Origin of the sequence: Actinomyces sp., from assembly GCF_030524025.1 — a bacterium.
In the GTDB taxonomy this organism is placed as follows: Bacteria; Actinomycetota; Actinomycetes; order Actinomycetales; family Actinomycetaceae; genus Actinomyces.
The window spans coordinates 1-23,221 of sequence record NZ_JAUNHI010000003.1; the positions used below are offsets into that span (position 1 = coordinate 1).

At 72.4% G+C, this 23,221-nt stretch carries 15 protein-coding genes; 8 read left to right on the forward strand and 7 right to left on the reverse strand.

What is annotated here, in order from left to right; translation table 11 throughout:
• The first annotated feature begins 253 nt into the window (after window positions 1-253).
• Both treY and treZ read left to right on the forward strand, forming a co-directional pair.
• A complete protein-coding gene (gene treY, locus Q4C85_RS02065; protein ID WP_303139073.1) occupies window positions 254-2,842 on the forward strand; it encodes a malto-oligosyltrehalose synthase in 2,589 nt (862 codons plus the stop codon).
• Complete coding sequence (treZ, locus tag Q4C85_RS02070) at window positions 2,839-4,728, forward strand: malto-oligosyltrehalose trehalohydrolase (RefSeq protein ID WP_303139075.1); 1,890 nt, start codon at window positions 2,839-2,841, stop codon at window positions 4,726-4,728. Before treY ends, treZ begins: the two co-directional genes overlap by 4 nt.
• Window positions 4,729-4,734: 6 nt before the next feature.
• Here treZ and Q4C85_RS02075 read toward each other — a convergent pair whose 3' ends face one another.
• Window positions 4,735-5,937, reverse strand: coding sequence for a GNAT family N-acetyltransferase (locus Q4C85_RS02075; protein ID WP_303139077.1), 1,203 nt, complete (start codon window positions 5,935-5,937; stop codon window positions 4,735-4,737).
• A 44-nt stretch (window positions 5,938-5,981) separates the two neighbouring features.
• Window positions 5,982-7,247: a carboxylate--amine ligase gene (locus Q4C85_RS02080; protein ID WP_303139079.1), complete on the reverse strand. Its 1,266-nt coding sequence runs from the start codon at window positions 7,245-7,247 to the stop codon at window positions 5,982-5,984.
• A 261-nt stretch (window positions 7,248-7,508) separates the two neighbouring features.
• On the opposite strand from Q4C85_RS02080, the gene Q4C85_RS02085 reads away from it, so the two are divergent.
• Together Q4C85_RS02085 and Q4C85_RS02090 are read left to right on the forward strand one after the other, a co-directional pair.
• Window positions 7,509-8,111, forward strand: a complete 603-nt coding sequence (locus Q4C85_RS02085; protein ID WP_303139081.1) for a DUF3000 domain-containing protein — start codon at window positions 7,509-7,511, stop codon at window positions 8,109-8,111.
• A gap of 73 nt (window positions 8,112-8,184) precedes the next feature.
• Window positions 8,185-9,414: an HRDC domain-containing protein gene (locus Q4C85_RS02090; RefSeq protein ID WP_303139082.1), complete on the forward strand. Its 1,230-nt coding sequence runs from the start codon at window positions 8,185-8,187 to the stop codon at window positions 9,412-9,414.
• A 30-nt stretch (window positions 9,415-9,444) separates the two neighbouring features.
• On the opposite strand, the gene pflA is transcribed toward Q4C85_RS02090, so the two are convergent.
• The 4 genes from pflA to dxs all read right to left on the reverse strand — a co-directional run bounded on the left by pflA (window position 9,445) and on the right by dxs (window position 15,197).
• Complete coding sequence (gene pflA, locus Q4C85_RS02095; protein ID WP_303139084.1) at window positions 9,445-10,320, reverse strand: pyruvate formate-lyase-activating protein; 876 nt, start codon at window positions 10,318-10,320, stop codon at window positions 9,445-9,447.
• Between the two features lie 22 nt (window positions 10,321-10,342).
• A complete protein-coding gene (gene grcA2, locus Q4C85_RS02100; protein ID WP_303139086.1) occupies window positions 10,343-10,588 on the reverse strand; it encodes an autonomous glycyl radical cofactor GrcA2 in 246 nt (81 codons plus the stop codon).
• Window positions 10,589-10,668: 80 nt separating this feature from the next.
• The gene (locus Q4C85_RS02105; RefSeq protein ID WP_303139088.1) at window positions 10,669-12,789 is read right to left on the reverse strand and encodes a pyruvate formate lyase family protein; all 2,121 of its coding nucleotides are present in this window, start codon (window positions 12,787-12,789) and stop codon (window positions 10,669-10,671) included.
• 359 nt (window positions 12,790-13,148) lie between these two features.
• Window positions 13,149-15,197, reverse strand: coding sequence for a 1-deoxy-D-xylulose-5-phosphate synthase (gene dxs / locus Q4C85_RS02110; protein ID WP_303139089.1), 2,049 nt, complete (start codon window positions 15,195-15,197; stop codon window positions 13,149-13,151).
• Between the two features lie 242 nt (window positions 15,198-15,439).
• Between dxs and Q4C85_RS02115 the strand changes: the two genes are divergently transcribed.
• Complete coding sequence (locus Q4C85_RS02115) at window positions 15,440-17,479, forward strand: S9 family peptidase (RefSeq protein ID WP_303139090.1); 2,040 nt, start codon at window positions 15,440-15,442, stop codon at window positions 17,477-17,479.
• A 192-nt stretch (window positions 17,480-17,671) separates the two neighbouring features.
• Here Q4C85_RS02115 and Q4C85_RS02120 read toward each other — a convergent pair whose 3' ends face one another.
• Window positions 17,672-18,181: a hypothetical protein gene (locus tag Q4C85_RS02120; protein ID WP_303139092.1), complete on the reverse strand. Its 510-nt coding sequence runs from the start codon at window positions 18,179-18,181 to the stop codon at window positions 17,672-17,674.
• A 108-nt stretch (window positions 18,182-18,289) separates the two neighbouring features.
• Here Q4C85_RS02120 and Q4C85_RS02125 point away from each other — a divergent pair, with 108 nt between their 5' ends.
• The 3 genes from Q4C85_RS02125 to sucB all read left to right on the forward strand — a co-directional run bounded on the left by Q4C85_RS02125 (window position 18,290) and on the right by sucB (window position 23,162).
• Entirely contained in the window at window positions 18,290-19,831 is a 1,542-nt protein-coding gene (locus tag Q4C85_RS02125; RefSeq protein WP_303139093.1) for a leucyl aminopeptidase, read from the forward strand.
• Window positions 19,832-20,057: 226 nt separating this feature from the next.
• Window positions 20,058-21,410 carry a dihydrolipoyl dehydrogenase gene (gene lpdA / locus Q4C85_RS02130; RefSeq protein ID WP_303139357.1) on the forward strand — a complete coding sequence of 451 codons (1,353 nt, stop codon included), beginning with the start codon at window positions 20,058-20,060 and terminating at the stop codon, window positions 21,408-21,410.
• 33 nt (window positions 21,411-21,443) lie between these two features.
• A complete protein-coding gene (sucB, locus tag Q4C85_RS02135; protein ID WP_303139095.1) occupies window positions 21,444-23,162 on the forward strand; it encodes a 2-oxoglutarate dehydrogenase, E2 component, dihydrolipoamide succinyltransferase in 1,719 nt (572 codons plus the stop codon).
• Window positions 23,163-23,221 lie beyond the last annotated feature (59 nt).

A 23,221-nucleotide genomic window follows, 5' to 3' on the forward strand; every position in this document is an offset into this window, starting at 1 on the left:
GGCCCCGGCGGCCCCGGCGGCAGAGCGCACCGGGCCCACCGGAGCCTGCGGACCCGCCGGCCCCATGGCGTCCGCGGCTCCGGTCGAGGTCGCGGCGCCTCCTGCCTCGGAGCCTGCGGCCCCGGCGGCCCCTGTCGCGGGGTCTCCTGCCCCCGCCGCCCCTGAGCAGCCGACCACATCGAACACCTGACCAACACCCCGGTGCCGGGCACAGGCATCCGGCACCGGGCAAGCCCACGACGAGAGCAGAGCCGTGCCCCGTTCCACCAGCGCTTCGAGCCCGACCCCTGACGAGTCCGTCTACGCCCCGTGGACCAGCCACGTCCCGGCCCCGGGCCGCCGCACCCCCGTGACCACCTACCGGCTCCAGATGGGCCGGGACATGACATTCGAGGGGGCCCGGGCCCTCCTGCCCTACCTCTCCGACCTGGGCGTGACCGACCTGTACCTGTCCCCTGTGCTGGCCGCCGCCCCCGGTTCCACCCACGGCTATGACGTCGTCGACCACACCGCGGTCTCCCAGGTCATGGGCGGGCGCGCCGCCCTGGAGGAGCTGGCCGCCGCCGCGCACGAGGCGGGCATGGGCATCGTGGTCGACATCGTGCCCAACCACATGGCCGTGCCCACCCCCGGCTGGCACAACCTCCAGCTGTGGTCGGTCCTGCGCGACGGCCCGCGCTCGCCCTACGCCGAGTGGTTCGACGTCGCCCTGGACGAGCCCATCCTCATGCCGGTCCTGGGCCGACGCATCGGCAAGGTCCTGGCCGATGAGGAGCTCGTCCTGGACCGGATGGTCGTGCCCACCGAGCCCGAGCGGGGCGAGCAGTGGGTGCTGCGCTACTTCGACCACGTCTTCCCGGTGGCCGAGGGCACCGAGTCTCTGCCCATGCACGTGCTCGTCGAGCGCCAGCACTACCGCCTGGCCTACTGGAAGGTCGGCGATGAGGAGATCAACTACCGGCGCTTCTTCGACGTCGGCACGCTGGCGGCCATCCGGGTCGAGGACCCAGAGGTCTTCCGCGGCTCGCACGCCCTGGTCCTCGACCTGCTGGGCACGGGGGTGGTCGACGCCCTGCGGGTGGACCACCCCGACGGCCTGGCCGACCCCGGCGGGTACCTCAACCGCCTGTCGCAGGCCACTGGGGGCGCCTGGATCGCGGCCGAGAAGATCCTCGCCCCCGATGAGCCCCTGCCGGTCAGCTGGCACGTGGCGGGAACCACCGGCTACGACGCCGCCTGGCGCATCGACCAGCTCCAGGTGGACCCCGCGGGCGCCGCACCGCTGGGCGCCCTCCTCCACGAGCTGACCGGCGAGGGGCCGGTGGAGTACGAGCGCGTCGTCGAGCACGCCAAGCGGGAGGTCATCGCGGGCTCCCTGGCCGCGGAGGTCGACCGCCTGGCACGCCTGGTCGAGGCGCTCATCTCCCGGGACGTGCGCCTGCGCGACCACACCTTCAAGGACCTGCGGGCCTGCCTCGTCGAGCTGCTCGTGGCCGCCGAGCGCTACCGCGCCTACGTCGTGCCCGGGCACACCCCGGAGCCCGAGCAGGAGGCGGTCCTGCGCGCCGACGCCGAGCGGGCCCGCCTGCGGCTGGAGGACGACCAGCACGAGACCCTCGACCTGGTCGTGGCGATCCTGCTGGGCGAGGCGGTGGGCTCCGAGGGGCTGGCCGACTCGGCCGAGCGGGCCGAGGCGGTCATCCGCTTCCAGCAGGTCTGCGGGGCCGTGACGGCCAAGGGCGTGGAGGACACGGCCTTCTACCGCTGGACGCACCTGACGAGCCTGACCGAGGTCGGCGGCAACCCCGCCGGTTTCGCCCTGAGCGCCGACGAGGCCCACGCCTGGGCCGACAGGGTCCAAGACGCCTGGCCCACAACGATGGTGACGACCACCACCCACGACACCAAGCGCGGTGAGGACGTGCGCGCCCGCCTCGACGTCCTGTCGTCCTACGCCCAGGAGTGGGTCGATCTCGTCCACCGCCTGCGGGCGGCCACCGCGGCCGCCCGGCCGGTCGACCTCGACGGGCGCACCGAGAACCTGCTGTGGCAGACCCTGTGGGGCACGTGGGCGCCCGACTCCGCCGACCCGATGAGCGCCGAGCGCCTGGGCTCCTACCTGGTCAAGGCCTCCCGGGAGCAGAAGACCTGGACGACCTGGACCGAACCGGACACCGCCCGGGAGCAGGCCCTCCAGGACTATGCCGCCCTTCTTCTGTCCGACCCGCAGGTCGTCTCCGACATGGAGGCCTTCGCCGCCCTGACGGCCAGGGCCGTGCGCACGACGGTGCTGGTCGGCAAGGCCCTGGCCATGACCTGGCTGGGCGTGGCCGACATCTACCAGGGCACGGAGACCACACGCACCTCTCTGGTCGATCCCGACAACCGGCGGCCTGTCGACTACGAGGGCCCTCACGGCCTGAGCGGCCGCCTGGCCGAGCTGGCCGCCGGCCGCGCCCCGGCCGACCTCGACGAGGACAAGCTCGTGCTGACCTCTCGGCTGGCGCGGCTGCGCGCCCGGCTCCCGGAGGTCTTCGTCGGCCCGCGCTCGGGCTACCGGGCGGTGCCGGTGACCACCTCCTTCGCCTTCGCCTTCGCCCGCCTGCTCGACGAGCGGCCCGAGGTGGTCGTCATCGCCCGGAGGCTGCCGCGACGCCTTGAGCAGCTGGGCGGCTGGCGTGAGGAGAGCGTCGTGCTTCCCGAGGGCCAGTGGGTCGACGTGCTGTCCGACCGCCGCCTCGACGGCGGCGCCAGGCTGCTGTCCGAGGTCGTCGGTGACGCGCCGGTGGTTGTGCTCGCCCGCCCCGAAGACTCCCCCACCACCGAGGAGACAGGCCGATGAACGCGGCGCCCCACCCCGCCCCCTGGCACTCCCCCGCCCTGCCGCCCGGGCCCCAGGTCCCCGTGTGGGCGCCCCGGGCACAACGGCTCACCCTCCACCTGCCCGGCAACGACGAGCTGATCGACATGGAGCCCCGGCCGGGGGGCTGGTGGGTCAGCCCGAAGGCGCTGGAGCCGGGGACCGACTACGCCTTCCGCCTCAATGACGACCTGGCCGACCGCCCCGACCCGCGCAGCCCCCGACAGCCCTACGGGGTCCACGGCGCCTCACGGACCCTCGACACCTCGGCCTGGGACCACGGGCTGTGGACGGACGCGCAGTGGCCGGGCCGCGACCTGCTCGGCGCGGTCATCTACGAGCTGCACGTGGGCACTTTCACCCCCGCCGGGACGCTGGACGCCGCCGCCCAGCGTCTGGGCCACCTCAGGGACCTGGGTGTCGACATCGTCGAGCTCATGCCGCTCGCCCCGGTCCCCGGCGCCGCCGGATGGGGGTATGACGGCGTGAGCCTGTGGGCGGTCCACGAGGCCTACGGCGGCCCCGAGGCCCTGGCCCGCTTCGTCGACGCCGCCCACCACCACGGGATCGGGGTGTGCCTCGACGTCGTCTACAACCACCTGGGTCCCTCGGGCAACTACCTGGGGGTCTTCGGCCCGTACTTCACCGACGCCCACACCACGCCGTGGGGCGAGGCGGTCAACTACGACCAGGAGGGCTCGGCCCAAGTGCGCGCCTACGTCATCGACGCGGCGCTGCGCTGGCTGCGCGACTTCCACCTCGATGCCCTGCGCCTGGACGCCATTCACGAGATCGTCGACGACTCCCCCCGCCACGTGCTGGCCGAGCTGTCCGACGCGGTGGCCGCGCTCCGCGTCGAGCTGGGCCGGCCACTGTCCCTCGTCGCCGAGTCCGACCTCAACGACGTGGGGGTGATCACCCCCACCGACCAGCGCCCGCCGGCGGCGGCCGCCCCCCTGGGCATGACCGCCCAGTGGGCCGACGACGTCCACCACGCCCTGCACGCCCGCCTCACCGGAGAGTCCCAGGGCTACTACGCCGACTTCGCCGAACGGGGGGCGTGGGCCACGACCACCGAGGGCGCCTTCCTCCACGCCGGCACATGGTCCTCCTTCCGTGGGCGCAGTTGGGGGGCGCCGGTGCCCGCGGGCACCGACCCGCGGCGCTTCGTCGTCTTCGGCTCCAACCACGACCAGGTGGGCAACCGCGCCCTGGGCGACCGGCCGTCGGCCGCCCTCGACGACGACGTGCTCGCCGCCGAGGCCGCCCTCGTGCTTCTGAGCCCCTACACCCCCATGCTCTTCATGGGCGAGGAGTGGGGCACGCGCAGCCCCTTCCGGTTCTTCACCGACCACCCCGAGGCCGACCTGGCTGCGACGGTCCGTGACGGGCGGCGCAGGGAGTTCGCCGACTTCGGCTGGGACGCCGAGCAGATCCCGGACCCCCAGGACCCGCAGACCCGGGCGCTGTCGGTCCTGGACTGGTCGGAGACCGACATGGCCGGGCACCGGCGCATGCTCGCCTGGTACCGCGAGCTGATCGCCCTGCGCCACCGCCTCGGGCTGGGCGGACCGGGCGTCTCATGGCCCCGCGCCCGGGACCTCGGAGAGGTCCTCGTCGTCGAGATCGGCCTGCCCGGACCGGGTGGCCGGCTCGTCGTCGCGGTCAACCTGGGGCGCCAGGAGGAGTCTGTGACCTCCGTGCTGACCTCCGTGACTTCCGGGCTGACCCACGTGCTCGAGGACGTGGACGGGACAGTGCCACCGGGTTCGCCACCGGGTTCCTCGCAGCTGCTGGCGTCCTGGCACCCGGACCGCCAGGACGTCCTGACGGCCGGGCAGACGCTCGCCCTACGGCGGAGCTCCTGAGCGTCCTCAGTCCTCGACCGCGCCCCGGAGGCGACCGGCCCGCTCCTGGAGGGAGCCCACGGTGGCCTGCACCCGGTGCTTGGCCTCCAGTGCCGCCACCATGGCCGCGTAGACCCGCGGACGCACGGGCACGTCCCAGGCGCCCGGGACCTCGACCGGACCGTCGGTGACGAACTTGTTCTTGAACTCCCGCACCCCGGCCAGCTCGGGGACCCGGTCGGAGTCCACACCCATGAGGTCGTAGTGGCGCACCCCCTCGGCGCGCAGCCAGCAGGCCTCCTTGTACACGAGGGCGTCGGCGGCGCGCATCCTGCGCCCCTCGGCCGAGGACCCCGCGTAGTAGCGCAGCGCCTGGTCCCCCCAGACCGTGACCAAGGACCACACGAGCGCCTCCTCGCCGCGCCGACGCGCGACGTAGAGGCGGGCGTGCTGTGGGCCCAGGGAGCGCAGCATCGTCAGGTAGGTCTCCTGGGTGGCGGCGCGGAAGCCGTCGCGCTCCCCGGTCTCGGTGAGGATGTCGTAGAGCTCGTCGAAGACCTCCTCGGCGCGCTCGGTCTCATCGTGGTAGGTCAGCTCGTCGTTGCGCAGGGCCTTGCGCACGTCACGCCGACCGCGTGACTTGAAGGAGGCGAGCACCGCCTCGTCATCGGGCAGGTCGAGGTCGATGACCACGGTGCGGTCGTAGGTCATCGTCTGGAGTAGCTCGTGGAAGCCCTCGGCCCGGTGCTCGGCGTGCAGGCGCACAAAGACAATGCTGCGGTCGTGGTGGCGCACGCCGGCCACGAGCAGCTCGCGCAGCTCGGCCTCCTCGGCGGCGGTGGGGGCGCCGCCCAGCCACACCGGGGCGTGGCGGGCCCACAGGTAGCGCAGGCCGCGCACCTCCATACGGCTGAGCGCGACCAGGGCGCGCGGGGCGCCGTCGGCGCCGTGGTAGACCACCCTCCCCCAGGGCTCCCGCCCCTCCATCGCCGCGTCGAAGGCGTCCCAGGCACTTGTCTGCTCGATCGGCAGGGTCACCCCTGCCTCGACGGCGATCTGACGGAAGGTCTCCCAGTCGACCCGGCGCATCGTCCCGCTCCGGGGCGTCGCCGCGGCGTCTGGGGCCGCGAGACGCTCGGCGGTCTGTGAAGTGTGGTCGGGGGCGTCGGAGGTCTCGAGGCTCTCCGTGCTTTCAGCGCTTTCAGTGCTCTCAGTGCTCTCAGTGGTCATAGGTCGCTCCCGGGAGTCGTGTCGTGCGGGCCGGGCCGGGCGGCTCAGAAGGAGGAGTCGGTCGGCTCCGGATAGTAGCGGGCGAACTTGCGGTACTGGTTGACCTCCTGGGCGGTCACGACCAGCTGCCGCCTCAGGCTGCGGTCGGCCCGGTAGCGCAACGGGTTGGCGGTGGCGCCCGCGCGCACCAGCCCGCGGACCCGTGCGCTGAGCGCCTCGTCACGCAGGTAGCGCAGAAGGAGGCGGTGGGGCACGAGGGAGTAGAGGATCTCCTCCTCCAGCCGGGCGGGGGCGTCGGGCCGCCCCAGGACGAGGTCGCGCACCGCGGTGCGGGCCGGGTTGAGTCCTGCCGCAGCCATGTAGTAGCAGTTGCGCCCGATGCGCGGGTTGACCTCGAGGAACAGCGCCCGTCCGTCCCGGGGGTCGACCTTGATGTCGAAGTTGGCGAAACCCTGGTAACCCACGTGCTCCAACAGCCTGGCGGCCTGGGAGACGAGCTCGTCGAAGGGCTCGGTGATCATGGCCACCGGGTTGCCCAGCATCGTGGGCGCGTGGTCCTCCAGCAGGACCCGCGCCGAGCCGGTCAGGCTCACCGTCCCGGTGGAGTCGACATAGGCGGTCAGGGACCGCATGGCGGTGTCGTCACCACCGATGAGCTCCTGGGCCAGGAAGGCGCCGCGGAAGCCGGCTGCACGCAGTCTGGCCCACAGCCGGTCCGCCTCGGCGGCGTCGGGCAGGATGAAGACCTTCCTCTTGTCCTCCATGACCAGGTCGTTGTACTGGCTGGAGACGGCCGGCTTGGCGATGAGGGGGAAGCCGAGGGCGCCGACCTCGGCCGGGCGCCAGCCCGGCTCGTCGGCGGTCGAGAAGTCCTGGACGACGGTGCGCGGTGTGTCGACGCCGAGCTCGGCACAGATCCTGGCGAACTCCACCTTGTCGCTCACGCGCGCCGCCACCGCGGCATCGACCACCGGCAGGGCGTAGTGCTCGGCAAGCTCCTCGCGGTGGTCGTTGATGACCTTGATGTGCCAGTCGGTGTTGGCCAGCAGGATGCGTTTGGCCCCGGGGTCACGGCGAGCCACCGCCAGGGCGGCGTCGACGTAGTCCCGAGGGCTGGAGGCCACGCCCAGTGCGACGGCGTCGACAACGCGCGAGCGCGTGATGACTTCCGTGGGAGCCGGGGCGATGACGGTCGAGCGCACGGCGTATGCCTCGTGGAAGCAACGGGCCAGCGCGTAGACACCGATGTCGCCTCCCAGCAGGACAGGGGTCAGGTCCGGCGCGGCTGCCGGGTCGGGCGCAGTGGTCATGCGTAAGTCGCTCCTTCTAGCCTCGTCCCCGCCGTCGTCATATCGCGGTCCCAGCGGTCGGCTCACCCTAACCCAGTCCGCTGTCACCTTACCTGTGGAGCCACGGTGGGTCGGGTCACCCGGACCGCAGTCCGGACAGCGGGCCTGACACAGGGCTTGACACAGGGCAGTGGTACGACCTGAGCAACAATGCGAACACGACGTCGCCATGTTCGGCGTGCCTGTCCTCATCGCCGGTCGGGGCGCCGGTAGCCTGATCCGGTGACGTTCATCTCCACCACGGGCTCATCGCACGAGTCGACGCCCGGTCTCCCGCCACGGTTCGAGGAGGCGCTGCTGTCCATCAGGGACACCCCTAGGCCGCGCCGCCTCATCCTCGACGAGGTCCCCGCCCCCAAACGCCTGGCGCCCTATGCGGCGGCCCTGACAGCCGAGACCACCGACAGCGAGTCCGGCACGCCCATCGCCTCGGGACGCCTCGTCCTCCTCCACGACCCCGACGGGCAGGACGCCTGGGACGGCGACTTCAGGATCGTGGTCATGGCCCGCGCCCGCCTCGACCAGGAGATCGGGACCGATCCCCTGCTCGGCAGCGCCGCCTGGTCATGGCTCACCGAGGCACTCGAGGAGGCCGGCGCCGGTTATCATGCGCTGGTGGGCACAGTGACCTCTGTCATGTCTGAGACCTTCGGCGGGCTCGAGCTGACCGACTCCTGCACGCACGCCGAGATACGCGCCTCTTGGACGCCCACGACCCCCGATCTCATGCCCCACCTCGAGGCCTGGTACGCACTCATCCACATCGCCGCGGGCCACGAGCCGCTCAGCGCCACACCGCTGAGCCTGGCCACCGCGAACCAGTGAGGGACGGGTGAGGCCCACCACCCCGGAACCCGGGCGGGTTCTGGGAACAACCGACCGGCCGGTCCCAGCCGAGATGGTCCGCGACTACCGCACTCCCGTCGACGGGCTGCCCCCGGTCACCAACTCCCCGCAGGCCGTGAGCACGGCCGTGGCCGCCCTCAAGGCAGGCAGCGGGCCTGTGGCGGTCGACGCCGAGCGGGCCTCGGGCTTCCGCTACGGGCAAGACGCCTACCTCATCCAGCTCCGCCGCCACGGGGCGGGCACCGTGCTCATCGACCCCGTGACCGCCGGCGATCTCGGCGAGCTGGCCGGGGTCCTCAACGGTCCGGAATGGGTGCTCCATGCCGCGGACCAGGACCTGCCGTGCCTGGCCGAGCTGGGCCTGCGCCCCACGGCCCTGTTCGACACCGAGCTGGCGGCCCGTCTGCTGGGCCGGACCCATGTCGGCCTGGGCGCCGTGGCCGAGGAGACCCTCGGGCTGCGCCTGGCCAAGGACCACGCCGCGGCCGACTGGTCGGTCCGCCCCCTGCCCGAGTCCTGGCTGGTTTACGCCGCCCTCGACGTCGAGCTCCTCGTGCCCCTGCGCGAGGCGCTGGGCGAGGAGCTGACCGCCGCGGGCAAGTCGGAGTGGGCGGCCCAGGAGTTCGAGTTCGTGCGGACCCGGCCGCCGCGCCCTGTCAAGATCGATCCGTGGCGCAAGACCCCGCGGGCCGGGCACGCCGTGCGCTCACGGCGCTCCCTGGCGGTCCTGCGCGAGCTGTGGACCGCCCGGGAGCAGTTGGCCATCGAGATGGACCGCAGCCCGTCCAAGATCCTGCCCCACCACGCCCTGGTCGCGGCCGCCGTCGCGCGGCCAGCCTCACGGCGCAAGCTGGCCGCCCTCAAGGAGTTCTCCTCCCGGCAGACGCGCCAGCACATGGAGGTGTGGTGGCGCGCCCTGGAGCGGGCGATGGCCCTGCCCGAGGACGAGCTGCCCCCGCTGCACGCCCCGCTGCCCGACGGCGAGCTGCCCCGACCGCGGTCGTGGGCGCGCCACCACGCCCAGGCCGCCGAGGCACTCGAGGTCGTGCGCCTGACGGTGCGCGAGCGCGCCGAGGAGATCCGCGTGCCCCAGGAGCTGCTGCTGGCGCCCGACACCCAGCGCCACCTCGCCTGGCAGATCGGCGAGGAGCGCAGCGCCCGGGGGCGCGCCGACATCAGCACCGACGCCCTCGCGGCACGCCTGGAGGACCTCGACGCCCGGCCATGGCAGATCGAGCAGGCGGCACCGCGGCTGTCCCAGGCGCTGGCCGCCGGGGCCTGAGCGAGGCCCGTCGGTGCCGGTCAGTGCCCGTCAGTGGACCGTCAGGCCGTGGGCGCGGAAGATTGCGCGGGTGGCCTCGACGAGCTCGGGCTCGGGCGGCCGGGTGGCACGCAGCCGGTAGTTCAGCCCGAGCGCGTCCCACTTGTCGGTGCCCATCTGGTGGAAGGGCAGGACCTCGACCCGGCTGACGGCCGAGGACCAGCGCTCGACGATGCGTGCGACCCGCTCGACGTTGGCGGGGTCGTCGGTCAGCCCCGGGACGAGCACAAAGCGGGCCCAGATCTCGATCCCCTTGGCGGCCAGGCGGTCGCCGAAGGCGATCGTGGGGGCGAGCTCGCGCCCGGTGACGTGGGCGTAGGTCTGCTCGTCACCGCTTTTGACGTCCAGGAGCACGAGGTCGACGTCGTCGAGCATCTCGTCACTGGCGTTGGCGCCGAGGTAGCCCGAGGTGTCCAGGCAGGTGTGGATGCCCATCTCCTTGGCGCCGGCCAGGAGCCGGGCCGCGAAGGCGGGCTGCATGAGGACCTCGCCGCCCGACAGGGTGATGCCGCCCCGGGAGGCCCGGAAGACCCGGCGGTAGCGCCGCATGCGGCGCAGCAGCTCGTCGGCCTCGACCGGTTCGCCGTCCCGCATGAGGAAGGTGTCGGGGTTGTGGCAGTACAGGCAGCGCAGGGGGCAGCCGTTGAAGAAGACGGTCATCCGGGTGCCGGGTCCGTCGACCGCCGTGACGAGCTCCCAGGAGTGGATGGAGCCCAGGGTCCCCTCGCGCATCCGGACCAGGCGCTCGGAGCGCTCGAGGTCGCTCAGCTGCTCGAGGCCGCCGATGCCCGCGCCGCGCAGACGGGCGGCCGGGGCCAGGAAGTCCTGGTCCCGGCCGCCCGCGGCCAGCGGGGATGCGCCCTCCATGACAGCGACCCGCCGAGCCGGCTCAGGCCTGGGCGTGGAAGGTGCGGTTGAGCACGTCGAGCTGCTGCTCACGCGTCAGCTTGACGAAGTTGACCGCATAGCCCGAGACCCGCACGGTCAGGTTCGGGTAGTTCTCCGGGTTCTCCATCGCGTCCTCGAGCGTGTGGCGGTCCAGGACGTTGATGTTGGCGTGGTACAGGCCCTTGACTCCGCCATTGTCCTGTCGCTGGGCCTTCATCGAGGCGAGGCGCTCTTCGTAAGTGGGCATGTCGGCCCCTTTCCTGTGTTGTACGTGTGTCGTGCTGGTGTCGTGCGGTCAGGTCGTGGCGGCGGGCGCGCTGCCGCCGCTCAGGCCTCGGGGTCGTCCTCGGGGACGAAGCCGGCGTCGAGAATGCCCACGAGGTTGGCCACGCGCTCCTCGATCGTGCGCCCCAGGCCCTGCGGGGTGATCGTGTTGGTCAGCGAGATGCCGTCGAGGGCGTCGGTGTAGTCGAGTTTGCCCACCGAGAGCATGGAGGCCACCATCCCGTGGGTGTCCATGCCGTTCTCCGGGTTGGCGCCGGGCGAGAAGGGGGTGCCGGCGCGGTGGCCCGAAGGGAAGGAGCCGGTCGCCTTGCCGTAGACGACGTTGGAGGTGATGGTGAGCACCGACTGGGTCGGGATCGCGTCGCGGTAGAAGGGCTGGGCCTTGATCTTGGACATGACCGTGTGGACGACCGTGGCGGCGATGTCGTCGGCGCGGTCGTCGTCGTTGCCGTAGACCGGGAAGTCCCCCTTGGTCAGGTAGTCGACGACGAGGCCGGTCTCGTCGCGCACCGGGGTGACCGTGGCGTACTTGATGGCGGCCAGGGAGTCAGTGACGATCGACAGCCCGGCGATGCCGCAGCCCATCGTGCGGATGATCTCCGAGTCGTGCAGTGCCATCTCAATGGACTCGTAGGCGTAGCGGTCGTGGCAGTAGTGGATGATGTTGAGGGCCTCGACGTAGGTGGCCACCACCCAGTCGAGCATCTTCTCGTACTTGTCCCACACCTCGTCGAAGTCGAGGGGGCCGTCGCCCTCGATGCCGGGCAGGCCGGTGACGACCTGCTTGCCGGTCATCTCGTCGCGCCCGCCGTTGATGGCGTAGAGCAGCGCCTTGGCGGCGTTGACGCGCGCCCCGAAGAACTGCATCTGCTTGCCCACGCGCATCGGGGACACGCAGCAGGCGATGGCGGCGTCGTCGCCCCAGTGGGCGCGGATCTGCTCGTCGGCCTCGTACTGGATCGAGGAGGTCTCGATGGAGATGAGGGCGCAGAAGTCCTTGTAGCCCGCGGGCAAGGACTCGTCCCAGAAGATCGTGATGTTCGGCTCGGGGGCGGGGCCCAGGTTGCGCAAGGTCTGGAGCAGCCGGAAGGAGGTCTTGGTGACCAGGGGGCGGCCGTCCTCACCGAAGCCGGCGTCCGACCAGGTCGCCCAGTAGGGGTCCCCGGAGAAGATCTGGTCGTAGTCGATGGTGCGCAGGAAGCGGGTGATCCGCAGCTTCATGACGAGGTTGTCGATGAGCTCCTGGGCCCCGGTCTCGTCGATGCGCCCCGCACGCAGGTCGCGCTCGACGTAGATGTCCAGGAAGCCCGACAGGCGCCCGATGCTCATGGCGGCACCGTCCTGGGACTTGACCGAGGCGAGGTAGGCGAAGTACGTCCACTGGACGGCCTCGTGGGCCGTGGTCGCCGGACCGGAGATGTCATGACCATAGGAGGCGGCCATGTTCTTGAGCTTCTTGAGCGCCTTGATCTGCTCGGAGTGCTCCTCGCGGTAGCGCGCCCAGTGCTCGGAGAAGGGCTGGTCGGCCACCGCGTCCTTGGCCCGCTGCTTGTCGGCGATGAGGCGGTCGACGCCGTAGAGGGCCACCCGCCGGTAATCGCCGATGATGCGGCCCCGGCCGTAGGCATCGGGCAGGCCGGTGATGATGTGGGAGGACCGGGCGGCACGAATGCGCGGGGTGTAGATGTCGAAGACCGCGTCGTTGTGCGTCTTGCGGTACTGGGTGAAGATCCGCTTGACCTCGGGATTGACCTCCTTGCCTGCCTCCTTGATCGCGGTCTCCACCATCCGCCAGCCGCCGTTGGGCATCATGGCCCGCTTGAGCGGGGAGTCGGTCTGCAGGCCGACGATGACGTCGTCGTCCTCACTGATGTAGCCCGGGGCGAAGGCGTCGATGTCCGCCGGGGTGTCGGTGTCGACGTCAAGGATGCGGACCTTGCGCTCGGCGGAGAGGTAGTCGCGCTCAAGGGTGTCCCACAGGCGCAGGGTCTTGGCCGTGGCGCCGGCGAGGAAGGAGGCATCCCCCTCGTACGGGGTGTAGTTGCGCTGGATGAAGTCGCGCACGTCGACCTGCTCGGTCCAGGGGCCTTCGGCGAAGTCCTCCCACGCGTCGCGGCCGGTGGGCTCCTGCGTCGTCGCGGGTGCTGCGAGATCGGTGGTCATCCGTTCCCTCCTCGGGATGAGCGGCTGGATTCCGCCCCGCCGCCGAGCGCCCTTGTGGGGCGGACGAGTCCGGCGGGGCCGTCGCTGGGTCGTGGGTCGTTGCCGTGGCCACCAGCCTAGGCCGCCGCCGGGACGGCCCCGGCCGCGGGCCGTCCTCCCCCTGGTGTGATCACTCACAGGCCCGGAGGGCGCAACGACTCCCCCAGGACGAAGGTCCTATTCCTGCGATTCGTGGCCCCTCGCGCTCGGCGCGCCGATGTGACGCACCCGACCTGCGGCGGTCGAGGCGCCGGCGCCGCTCCGGCGCCAGTCAGGCGGGCACGGGCGGGGCCGGCGTCCCAGGCGCGGGCGGCTCGGGATCAGCAGCGCGAGGCCAGGCCCCGCGCCCGGGCGGTCACCCCCGCCTCATCCATGCCGAAGTCCGCCAGAAGCTCCTCGCGTGAGGCCGTGGGCAGGAACCGGCGCGGGATACCGACGCGCTCGACGAGGGGAGCGCGGCCGGGTCCGCCGGCCCGCGCGTGGGCCTCATCGATGGCGTCGCGCAGCTGGGAGCCGATCCCGCCGTCGACCATCCCGTCCTCGACGACGAGCACCCCCACCGACCCCAGGGCCAGCTCAACGAGCGCCGCGGGAACCGGCACCACCCAGCGGGGGGCGGCCACGACGACGTCCCGGCCCTCCTCGGCCAGGGCCCGCCCCGCGGCGACGACCTGCGGGGTCATGGCGCCCACGGCCACGAGCAGCAGGGGGTCGGTGCCCGAGGGCCGGTGCTCGACGAGGATGTCGACCTGCTCGAAGGGGTCCTCTCCGTCGGCCGAGCCACCGGAGGCCCGGCCGGCGCCACCGCCCAGGACCCGCACCGCCGGGAGCGGCTCGGGCAGGGATCCCTTGGGGTAGCGCACGACCGTGGGCCCGTCCTCGACGCCGACCGCGTGGCGCAGCGCCTCGCGCAGCGTCTGCTCGTCGCGGGGGGCGGCCAGGCGCAGGCCGGGGACGTGGGCGAGCAGTGCCATGTCCCACATGCCGTTGTGGCTGGCCCCGTCGGTGCCGGTCAGGCCGGCCCGGTCGAGCACGACCGTCACCCCGGCCCGGTGCAGCGCGACGTCCATGAGCAGCTGGTCGAAGGCCCGGTTGACGAAGGTGGCGTACAGGGCGACCACCGGGTGCAGGCCGGCGAAGGCCATGCCCGCGCTGGCGGTCAGGGCGTGCTGCTCGGCGATGCCGACGTCGATGACGCGCCCGGGCAGGGCGTCGGCCAGCAGCTGGAGGCCCACCGGCTGCTGCATGGCCGCCGTGACACCGACGATCCGGGCGTCGGCGCGAGCGAGGCTGAGAACCTCTTCGGCGAAGACGGCGGTCCAGCCGAAGCGGGAGGCCACCACCGGCAGCCCGGTCTCGGGGTGGATACGGCCCACGGCGTGGAAACGATCGGCGACGTCGTTCTCGGCGGGGGTGAACCCACGCCCCTTCTGGGTGATGACGTGGACGATGACGGGCTCGGCGTACTCCCTGGCTCGGGTGAGGGCGAACTCGAGGGCGGTGATGTCGTGGCCGTCGACGGGCCCGGTGTACTTGATCCCCAGGTCCTCGAAGAAGGCCGAGGGCACGAGCACGTCCTTGAGCCCGCGCTTGAGCCCGTGAAGGGCGTCGAAGGCGGCGCGCCCGGGGGCTCCCTGGGTGAGCAGGGTGCGCTTGACGCCGGCGAGCATGCGCTCGTAGCCGGGGTTGGTGCGCAGGGCGTCGAGGTGGTGGGCCAGCCCTCCGATGGTCGGGGCGTAGGAGCGTCCGTTGTCGTTGACGACGATGACCAGGTGCTTGTCGTCGGAGTCGGCGATGTTGTCCAGCGCCTCCCAGGCCATGCCGCCGGTCATGGCTCCGTCGCCGATGACGGCCACGACGTGGCGCTCGTCGTGGCCCTGGAGGTGGTTGGCCCGGGCGATGCCGTCGGCCCAGGACAGGGCGGTCGAGGCGTGGGAGTTCTCTACGACGTCGTGGACCGACTCCGAGCGGGCCGGGTAGCCCGACACCCCGCCGCGCTCGCGCAGGCGGCTGAAGTCCTGACGGCCCGTGAGGAGCTTGTGGACGTAGGACTGGTGGCCGGTGTCGAAGATGATCGTGTCGCGCGGTGAGGCGAAGGTGCGGTGCAGCGCGATGGTCAGCTCGACGACGCCGAGGTTGGGTCCCAGGTGCCCACCGGTGCGGGCGACGGTGGCCACGAGGTAGGCCCGGATCTCGGCCGCCAGCGCGACGAGCTCATCGGTGGTCAGGCGCTGGAGGTCGCCGGGCCGGTGGACGCGTGAGAGCAAGGGGGTGGCCGGCAGCAGGTCGGCCGCGGCGACGGGGGCCTGCACCGGCTGCGGTGTCGGCTCTGGCTCCGGCGTCCGGCGGACGGCCGTGTGGTCAGTCATGGACGCTGCTCCTCCCGGTCGTAGTGCGTGGTCGGCGGTGCTCATGGACGCGCCGCGGCATGGAACAACAGCATAGGGCCACACCGGAGCCGAGCGGGTCCTGGCCGCACCGTCCCGGCGCCGTGGCGCCCTGACCGCCCGTCCCACCTGGTGTTCCGCCCTCCCCGTGGTACGGGTGAGCACGTAGGGTTGGGGCGATGCGCGGGCGCTGCCCGCCGTCCACCCCCACCCCAGGAGGAAACATGAGCACGACAGCGCCGTACGGGACCTGGCCCTCGCCGATCACCCCCGGCACGATCACGACGCGCACCGTGCGTCTGTCCCAGGTCCGCGTCGACGGGCCGGACACCTACTGGGTCGAGCAGCGCGCCTCCCAGGCCGGGCGCCAGGTGCTGCTGCGCCGCGACGGTGACGGGCAGATCGGTGAGGTCCTGCCCCTGACGCCCTCCGACGAGCTCGTCGACGTGCGCACCCGCGTCCACGAGTACGGGGGGAGGGCCTATGCCGTGGACGGCGGCATCATCGTGGTCTCCCACGCCGGCGACGGACGTCTGTACCGTTTCGACGTCGCCCACCGCATGCGGGGCCTCGTCCCGCTGACGATCTATGGGGACGTGCGCCACGGCGACCTGGAGATCGACACCCAGCGCGGCCTGGTCTACGCCGTGCGCGAGGACCACCGGGGCCCCGGCGAGCCGGTCAACACGCTCGTGGCCATCCCCCTGGACGGCTCGGCGGCTCGCGACGACGAGGGGGTGCGGACGGTGGTCTCGGGCACGGATTTCGTCGTGTCTCCGACCCTGTCCCCCGACGGCGAGCACCTGGCCTGGGTGTGCTGGGACCAGCCCGGCATGCCCTGGGACGAGGCGAGGCTCTACGTGGGAGACCTGAGGCCCGACGGCACTCTCGGCGAGCAGACGGTGGTCGACGGCGGTGCAGGCCATGGCGCCGGGGAGCCGCGCTGGACCGAGGAGTGCGAGCTGGTCCACGTGGCCAACGGCTCGGGGTACTGGAACCTCTACCGCACCGAGGGCTTCCCGCGGCGCGGCACCAACCGGACCGGATGGACCGCGGGTCTGCGCACCCGCCCCCTGCACCCCGCGGAGGCGACCTTCTCCTCCCCCGCCTGGACGCTGGGGCCCCACCACTTCGATGTCCTCGACGGGGAGCACCTCATCGCCTCGTGGTCCCGTGACGGGGTGTGGCACCTGGGCACGGTCAAGCTGAGCAACGGCGAGCTCGAGGAGTGGAACGTGGGGTGGCAGCCGGCGGGCAATGTCGCCTCCTCCTCGGGGCGCGTCGTCCTGCTGGCGGGCTCGGAGATCGGCCTGCCCAGCATCGTCGAGGTCAAGGGCCGCGAGGTCGTCGTCCTGCGGGGCTCGGGCGAGTTCACCGCCGAGCGCGACGGGATCTCCTTCGCCGACCCGCTGTCGTGGCCCACAAGCGACGGCGCCACCGCCCACGGCTTCTTCTATCCGCCGACCTCGGCCACGCACGCGGCCCCCGCCGGCGAGCTGCCCCCGCTCGTCGTGGGCGCTCACGGCGGCCCCACGGAGATGGCCCGGCCCGGTTACGACCTGACCATCCAGTTCTGGACGAGCCGGGGCTTCGCCTACCTCGACGTCAACTACCGCGGCTCGTCGGGCTACGGCTCGGCCTACCGACAGGCTCTCAACGGCAACTGGGGCGTCTATGACGCCGACGACGTGGCCTCCGGCGCGCAGTTCCTCATCGACGCCGGACGGGTCGACCCCGCCCGGGTGGCCGTGCGGGGGGCCTCGGCCGGGGGCTTCACCGCCCTGCAGGCGCTTGTGCGCTCGGAGGTCTTCAGCGCCGGCACCTCCCTGTTCGGCATCGCCGACCTGGCCCGCCTGGTCGGCACGACCCACAAGTTCGAGTCGCGGTACATCGAAACGCTCACGGGCGCCAGCGGCCCCGAGGACCCGGTCCTGGTCGAGCGCTCCCCCCTCAACCACATCGAGGATATCCACGCCCCGCTCCTGCTGCTCCAGGGCAGCGAGGACCCGATCGTCCCCGCCGAGCAGGCGACCGCCATGTACGAGGCGGTGCGGGCGACGGGCCAGCCGGTGGCCCTCGAGGTCTTCCACGGCGAGGGCCACGGCTTCCGCATGGCGGCGAGCATCCACCGCGCCTACCACAGCGAGCTGAGCTTCTACACCCAGGTGTGGGGCATCGACTCCCCCGAGAAGGACCGTGGCTCGGTCACGATCGACAACCTCGGCAACCGGACGACGGGCGAGACTCCAACCGATCCCCGCTGACCGCGCACAGTGAGCCTTTCTCACCAGGGTGTGAGGGTCGCAGGGTTCGTACCTTGTGCCTCCAGGCCGCACGATCAACCTCCGGTCTGGAGGCAGAAGGTACGAACTCGACGGCCGAGCACCTGGTGAGCAAGGCTCGTTGTGTGACCGCAGCGGTACTGGTCGGAACTGCCGTGCCGGTTCAGTGCTCGTTCAGTGCTCGCGGCGTGCCGCGCTGATCGACTCCGACAGGTCGGTGATGCGTTCGGCGGTCACGACGATGCGTCGCGGGTCGCTCATCCACATCCACACCCCGGCCACGACCGGAAGGATGAGGGGCAGGAAGGCCAGCCCCGGGCCGCCGTGCGCCCAGATGGAGTCCGCCAGCAGCGGTGCGGTGCCCGTCCACGTGAGCAGCCCGACGAGCAGCGCCCCGGTGAGCAGGGCAGTCAGGCTCATCCATCCCACCAGGCGCATCCGGCGCCCGTTGTGGGCCACGCACACCGCCAGCAGGAGGAACAACAGCCCGGCCGTCACATTGAGCGACCCGATGACCGGGGCCCGGCCCGGGTAGCGGACGAGGTCAACCGCGGCGGGGATGAGGACGACGAGCCCGAAGACTGCGAAGACGAGCACGAGCAGGCGGCCCCAGCCGTAGGCGGGCCGACGCCGGTCCTCGACCGGACGGACCTGGGGGCTGCGCGCGGGCTCGACACCGGACATCTGGGACAGGGCCTCCTCATCATGGCGGGCTCGCCGGTCCTGTCGGATGCGCAGGGCGCGACGGACCGGTGAGGCAGGACTGACCTGTGGACAGTACCATCGCGGCTCGTGAGCAACCTCAGTACGTCCAGCCGCCCTGCCCCCGACATCGAGGCCGAGGTCCTCGTCCTGGCAGCAGCCTGCCCCACCCAGGACGGGGCACCGCCCCTCATGCTGACCGAGGGTGTGGACACCACGGGCCTGGACCTCGACGCACTGCCCGCCCTGGCACGCGAGCTCGGCTTCACCGGAGCCCTCGACTCGGTCCTGCGGCTGCCCGCCGATGCCCTCGGTCGTGGGCTGCGCGCCCGCACGGCCCTGCTCGTCGGCACCGGGAAGGAGCCGGCGCGCTCGGCCGACGAGGAGGACAACGACCTGACGGCGCTGGGGGCCACCGGCCCCTCCGTGCTGCGACGCGCGGCGGGCAGAGCCACCCGGGCCCTGGCGGGCGTAGCCAGCGCCGCCCTCCTGCTTCCCGCTGCGATCGACGCCGACCTCGAGGCGGTCGCCCAGGGCGCACTGCTGGGCGCCTACTCCTGGCACGGCGGCCCCGACCCCGCCCCGGTCGGGCGCCTCGTCGTGGCCACACCGCTGGCCGGCTCACCGCCGGCCGCCGAGGCGGTGCGCCGGGCCAGTGCCCTGGCCGAGGCCGTCCACCTCGTGCGCGACCTCGTCAACGAGCCTCCCAACCGGCTCACCCCCGCGGTCTTCGCCGAGCGCGCGGCCCACCTCGCCGCGGAGGCGGGGGTCGGGGTCGAGGTCCTTGACGAGGCGGACCTGGCCGACCACGCCTTCGGCGGGATCCTGGGCGTGGGAGGAGGCTCGGCCCATCCGCCACGGCTCGTGCGCCTGTCGTGGGCCCCTCAGGGCGCACCGGCCGGGGCGCCGGCCGACCTGGCGCTCGTGGGCAAGGGGATCACCTTCGACTCCGGCGGCCTGTCCCTCAAGCCGGCCGCGTCGATGCCCGAGATGAAGTCGGACATGGCAGGCGCCGCCACGGTGCTCGGCGTCCTCCTGGCCGCCGCGCGGCTGGGTCTGCCGGTCCGGCTGACCGGGTGGCTGGCGCTGGCCGAGAACATGACGGGCTCTGGCGCCCAGCGCCCCAGTGACGTCGTGACCATGTATGGGGGCGGGACGGTCGAGATCACGAACACCGACGCCGAGGGGCGCCTGGTCATGGCCGACGCACTGGCCCGCGCCGTCGAGGAGTCCCCACGCGCCCTCATCGACGTCGCCACCCTGACCGGCGCCCAGATCGTGGCCCTGGGCGACCGGGTCGCCGGGGCCATGGGCACGCCGGGGCTGCGCGAGGAGGTGGTCGACGCCGCCCGCGCCGCCGGCGAGGCGCTGTGGCCGATGCCCCTGCCCGAGCACCTGCGGGCCGGCCTGGACTCCCGCTTCGCCGACCTGCGCAACCTGCCGAGCTCACGGTCCGGGGGGATGCTCACCGCCGGCCTGTTCCTGCGCGAGTTCACCGCGGGCACCCCCTGGGTGCACCTCGACATCGCCGGCCCGGCCTACAACGACGCCTCGGCCTGGGGCTACACGCCGGTGGGGGGCACCGGGGCGGGGGTGGCCACCCTGCTCGAGCTCCTTGGCCGCCGGGTCTGAGACGAGCGCCCCGCGGCCCCGTCCCGGCACTCGTGGGGCTGCGGGGTGAGCGGTCTCACGGCACGAACAGGACTCAGGTCCCCGTCCGGGACGCCTGTCGGGCCCTGCGGGCCACCCGCAGGTGGAACAATGGCGGCGTACCGACGTGCCTGGACGGGCCCCGGACAGGCAGAGTACATCGATGAGGAGTGATTTCGTGACAGACGCGACAGACACCGTCTACGACATGGTCATCCTGGGCGCGGGCTCGGGCGGCTACGCCGCCGCCCTGCGCGGCGCCCAGCTCGGCCTCACGGTGGCGCTGGTCGAGGCCGACAAGGTCGGCGGCACCTGCCTGCACCGCGGCTGCGTGCCCACCAAGGCGATCCTCCACTCCGCGGAGACCGCGCAGGCGGTGCGCGAGGCCGGGGCGCTCGGGGTCCGGGCCTCCTACGAGGGCATCGACATGGAGGCCGTCCAGGCCTACAAGAACGGCGTCATCACACGCATGTACAAGGGCCTGGAGGGCCTGGTCTCCTCCCGGGGGATCGACCTGGTCAGGGGCTGGGGGCGTCTGGTGGCCCCCGACGCCGTCGAGGTCAACGGGCGGCGCTACACCGGCCGGAACATCGTGCTCGCCTCAGGGTCGGTGTCCAAGACCATCGGCCAGGAGGTCTCCGGCCCGGTCATGACCAGTGAGGAGGCGCTCGAGCTCGACCACGTCCCGTCCTCGGCGGTCATCCTGGGAGGCGGGGTCATCGGCGTCGAGTTCGCCTCCGCCTGGGCCTCGATGGGCGCCAGCGTCACGATCATCGAGGGCCTTCCCCGCCTGGTCCCCAACGAGGACGAGGCCATCTCCAAGCAGCTGGAGCGGGCTTTCCGCAAGCGCAAAATCGCCTTCCGCACCAACACCATGTTCGAGTCCGTCGAGCGCACGGAGGCGGGCGTGACCGTGCGCACCGCCGACGGTGGCTCCTACGACGCCGAGGTCCTGCTCATCGCGGTGGGTCGCGGTCCGGCCACGGCCGGCCTGGGCTACGAGGAGGTCGGGGTCGCCATGGACCGCGGCTTCGTCCTGGCCGACGAGTTCGGGCGCACGAATGTCGACGGCGTGTGGGCGGTGGGCGACATCGTCCCCGGCGTCCAGCTCGCTCACCGGGGCTTCGCCCAGGGCATCGTCGTGGCCGAGAAGATCGCCGGGCTCGACCCGCGCCCCGTCGACGACGTCCTGGTCCCCAAGGTCACCTTCTGCGAGCCCGAGATCGCCTCGGTGGGCCTGAGCGAGTCCCGGGCGGCCGAGGTCCACGGCGCTGAGAACATCGTGACCAGCGAGTTCAACGTGGCCGGCAACGCCAAGAGCCAGATCCTGGGGACCCAGGGCTTCGTCAAGCTCGTCGCCCTCAAGGACGGCACCATCGTCGGCTTCCACGCCATCGGCGCGCGCATGGGCGAGCAGGTCGGCGAGGGCCAGCTCCTCGTGTCCTGGGAGGCCACCGCCGACGACGTCGCCTCCCTCGTCCACGCCCACCCCACGCAGAACGAGACCATCGGCGAGGCCGCCATGGCCCTGGCAGGCAAGCCCCTGCACAACCACGGCTGACCCGACCACCGAGCGAAGAGAGTCCGAGGAATCATGTCTGAGTCCGTCATCATGCCCGCGCTGGGCGAGTCCGTCACCGAGGGCACCGTCTCGTCGTGGCTCAAGCAGGTCGGCGACACCGTCGAGGCCGACGAGCCGCTCCTGGAGGTCGCCACCGACAAGGTCGACACCGAGGTCCCCTCCCCCGCCTCCGGGGTCCTTCTGGAGATCCGGGTCGCGGAGGACGAGACCGTCGCCGTGGGCACCGTCCTGGCCATCATCGGCGACCCCTCCCAGGCCGGCTCACCGGCACCCGCACCGGCCGCCGCACCCCAGACCACCCCTGAACAGGCACCGGCCACCACCCCCGAGCCGCAGGCCGCCCCCCAGACGCCCGCTCCTACCGGCGGCGCCGAGGGCACCGAGGTGCCGATGCCCGCGCTGGGCGAGTCCGTCACCGAGGGCACCGTCTCGTCGTGGCTCAAGCAGGTCGGCGACACCGTCGAGGCCGACGAGCCGCTCCTGGAGGTCGCCACCGACAAGGTCGACACCGAGGTCCCCTCCCCCGCCTCCGGGGTCCTTCTGGAGATCCGGGTCGCGGAGGACGAGACCGTCGCCGTGGGCACCGTCCTGGCCATCATCGGCGACCCCTCCCAGGCCGGCTCACCGGCACCCGCACCGGCCGCCGCACCCCAGACCACCCCCGAGCCGGCCGCCGCGCAGGCACCCGCCCCCGAGGCCACCTCGGCACCCACCCCTGCCCCCGAGCCGCAGGCCGCCCCCCGGCCCTCAGCGGCCTACGTCACCCCGATCGTGCGCAAGCTCGCCCGGGACAAGGGCGTCGACCTGGCCACCGTCACCGGCACCGGCATCGGCGGGCGTATCCGCAGGCAGGACGTCGAGGAGGCCGCGGCTGCCGCCGAGGAGGCGCGCAAAGCGGCCGCGGCTGCGCAGGCCGCCCAGGTCGCTGCCGAGACGCCTCAGGCCGCTGCGGAGCCCGCCCCCGCCGCGGGCCAGGCAGCCCCGGCGCGCAGCGCACCGGCGGTGGACACGGCGCTGCGCGGACGCACCGAGAAGATGAGCCGGCTGCGCCAGGTCATCTCCGAGCGGATGGTCGACTCCTTGCAGACCTCCGCCCAGCTGACGACTGTGATCGAGGTCGACGTCACGCGGGTTGCGGCGCTTCGCGCTCAGGCCAAGGACGCCTTCGCCGCCAGGAACGGCACGAAGCTGACCTTCCTGCCCTTCTTCGTGGCCGCTGCCACCGAGGCGCTCAAGGCCCACCCGAAGGTCAACGCCTCAATCTCGGGCAAGGAGGTCACCTACCACGACGTCGAGCACGTAGGGATCGCGGTGGACACCCCGCGCGGTCTGCTTGTTCCGGTGGTCAAGAACGCCGGGGATCTCAGCATCCCGGGCCTGGCCAAGCGCATCAATGACCTGGCGGCCCGCACCCGTGACAACAAGGTCAACCCCGATGAGCTCTCCGGCTCGACCTTCACGATCACGAACACCGGCAGTGGTGGCGCGCTATTCGACACCCCGATCATCAACCAGCCCGAGGTGGCCATCCTCGGTCTAGGGGCGATCCGCAAGCTGCCCCGGGTCGTCAAGGACGTCGACGGCGGCGAGGTCATCGCCATCCGCTCGGTGTGCTACCTGGCGCTGTCCTACGACCACCGGCTCGTCGACGGCGCCGACGCGGCCCGCTATCTGGCGGCCGTCAAGAAGCGCCTGGAGGACGGCGACTTCGCGGGCGAGCTGGGGCTGTGACCCGGCACCCCTGAGGCCACCGACACCACCGGCACCGCTGACAGTGCTGACGTGGGCGG

Bases quoted from the DNA above. Each gene is read 5' to 3' on its own strand.
- grcA2 (WP_303139086.1), bottom strand. From the start codon at position 10,588: ATGCCCACTTACGAAGAGCGCCTCGCCTCGATGAAGGCCCAGCGACAG.
- Q4C85_RS02120 (WP_303139092.1), bottom strand. From the start codon at position 18,181: ATGTCCGGTGTCGAGCCCGCGCGCAGCCCCCAGGTCCGTCCGGTCGAG.
- Q4C85_RS02115 (WP_303139090.1), top strand. From the start codon at position 15,440: ATGAGCACGACAGCGCCGTACGGGACCTGGCCCTCGCCGATCACCCCC.
- sucB (WP_303139095.1), top strand. From the start codon at position 21,444: ATGTCTGAGTCCGTCATCATGCCCGCGCTGGGCGAGTCCGTCACCGAG.
- Q4C85_RS02080 (WP_303139079.1), bottom strand. From the start codon at position 7,247: ATGACCACTGCGCCCGACCCGGCAGCCGCGCCGGACCTGACCCCTGTC.
- treZ (WP_303139075.1), top strand. From the start codon at position 2,839: ATGAACGCGGCGCCCCACCCCGCCCCCTGGCACTCCCCCGCCCTGCCG.
- lpdA (WP_303139357.1), top strand. From the start codon at position 20,058: ATGGTCATCCTGGGCGCGGGCTCGGGCGGCTACGCCGCCGCCCTGCGC.
- pflA (WP_303139084.1), bottom strand. From the start codon at position 10,320: ATGGAGGGCGCATCCCCGCTGGCCGCGGGCGGCCGGGACCAGGACTTC.
- Q4C85_RS02105 (WP_303139088.1), bottom strand. From the start codon at position 12,789: ATGACCACCGATCTCGCAGCACCCGCGACGACGCAGGAGCCCACCGGC.
- dxs (WP_303139089.1), bottom strand. From the start codon at position 15,197: ATGACTGACCACACGGCCGTCCGCCGGACGCCGGAGCCAGAGCCGACA.
- Q4C85_RS02090 (WP_303139082.1), top strand. From the start codon at position 8,185: ATGGTCCGCGACTACCGCACTCCCGTCGACGGGCTGCCCCCGGTCACC.
- Q4C85_RS02075 (WP_303139077.1), bottom strand. From the start codon at position 5,937: ATGACCACTGAGAGCACTGAGAGCACTGAAAGCGCTGAAAGCACGGAG.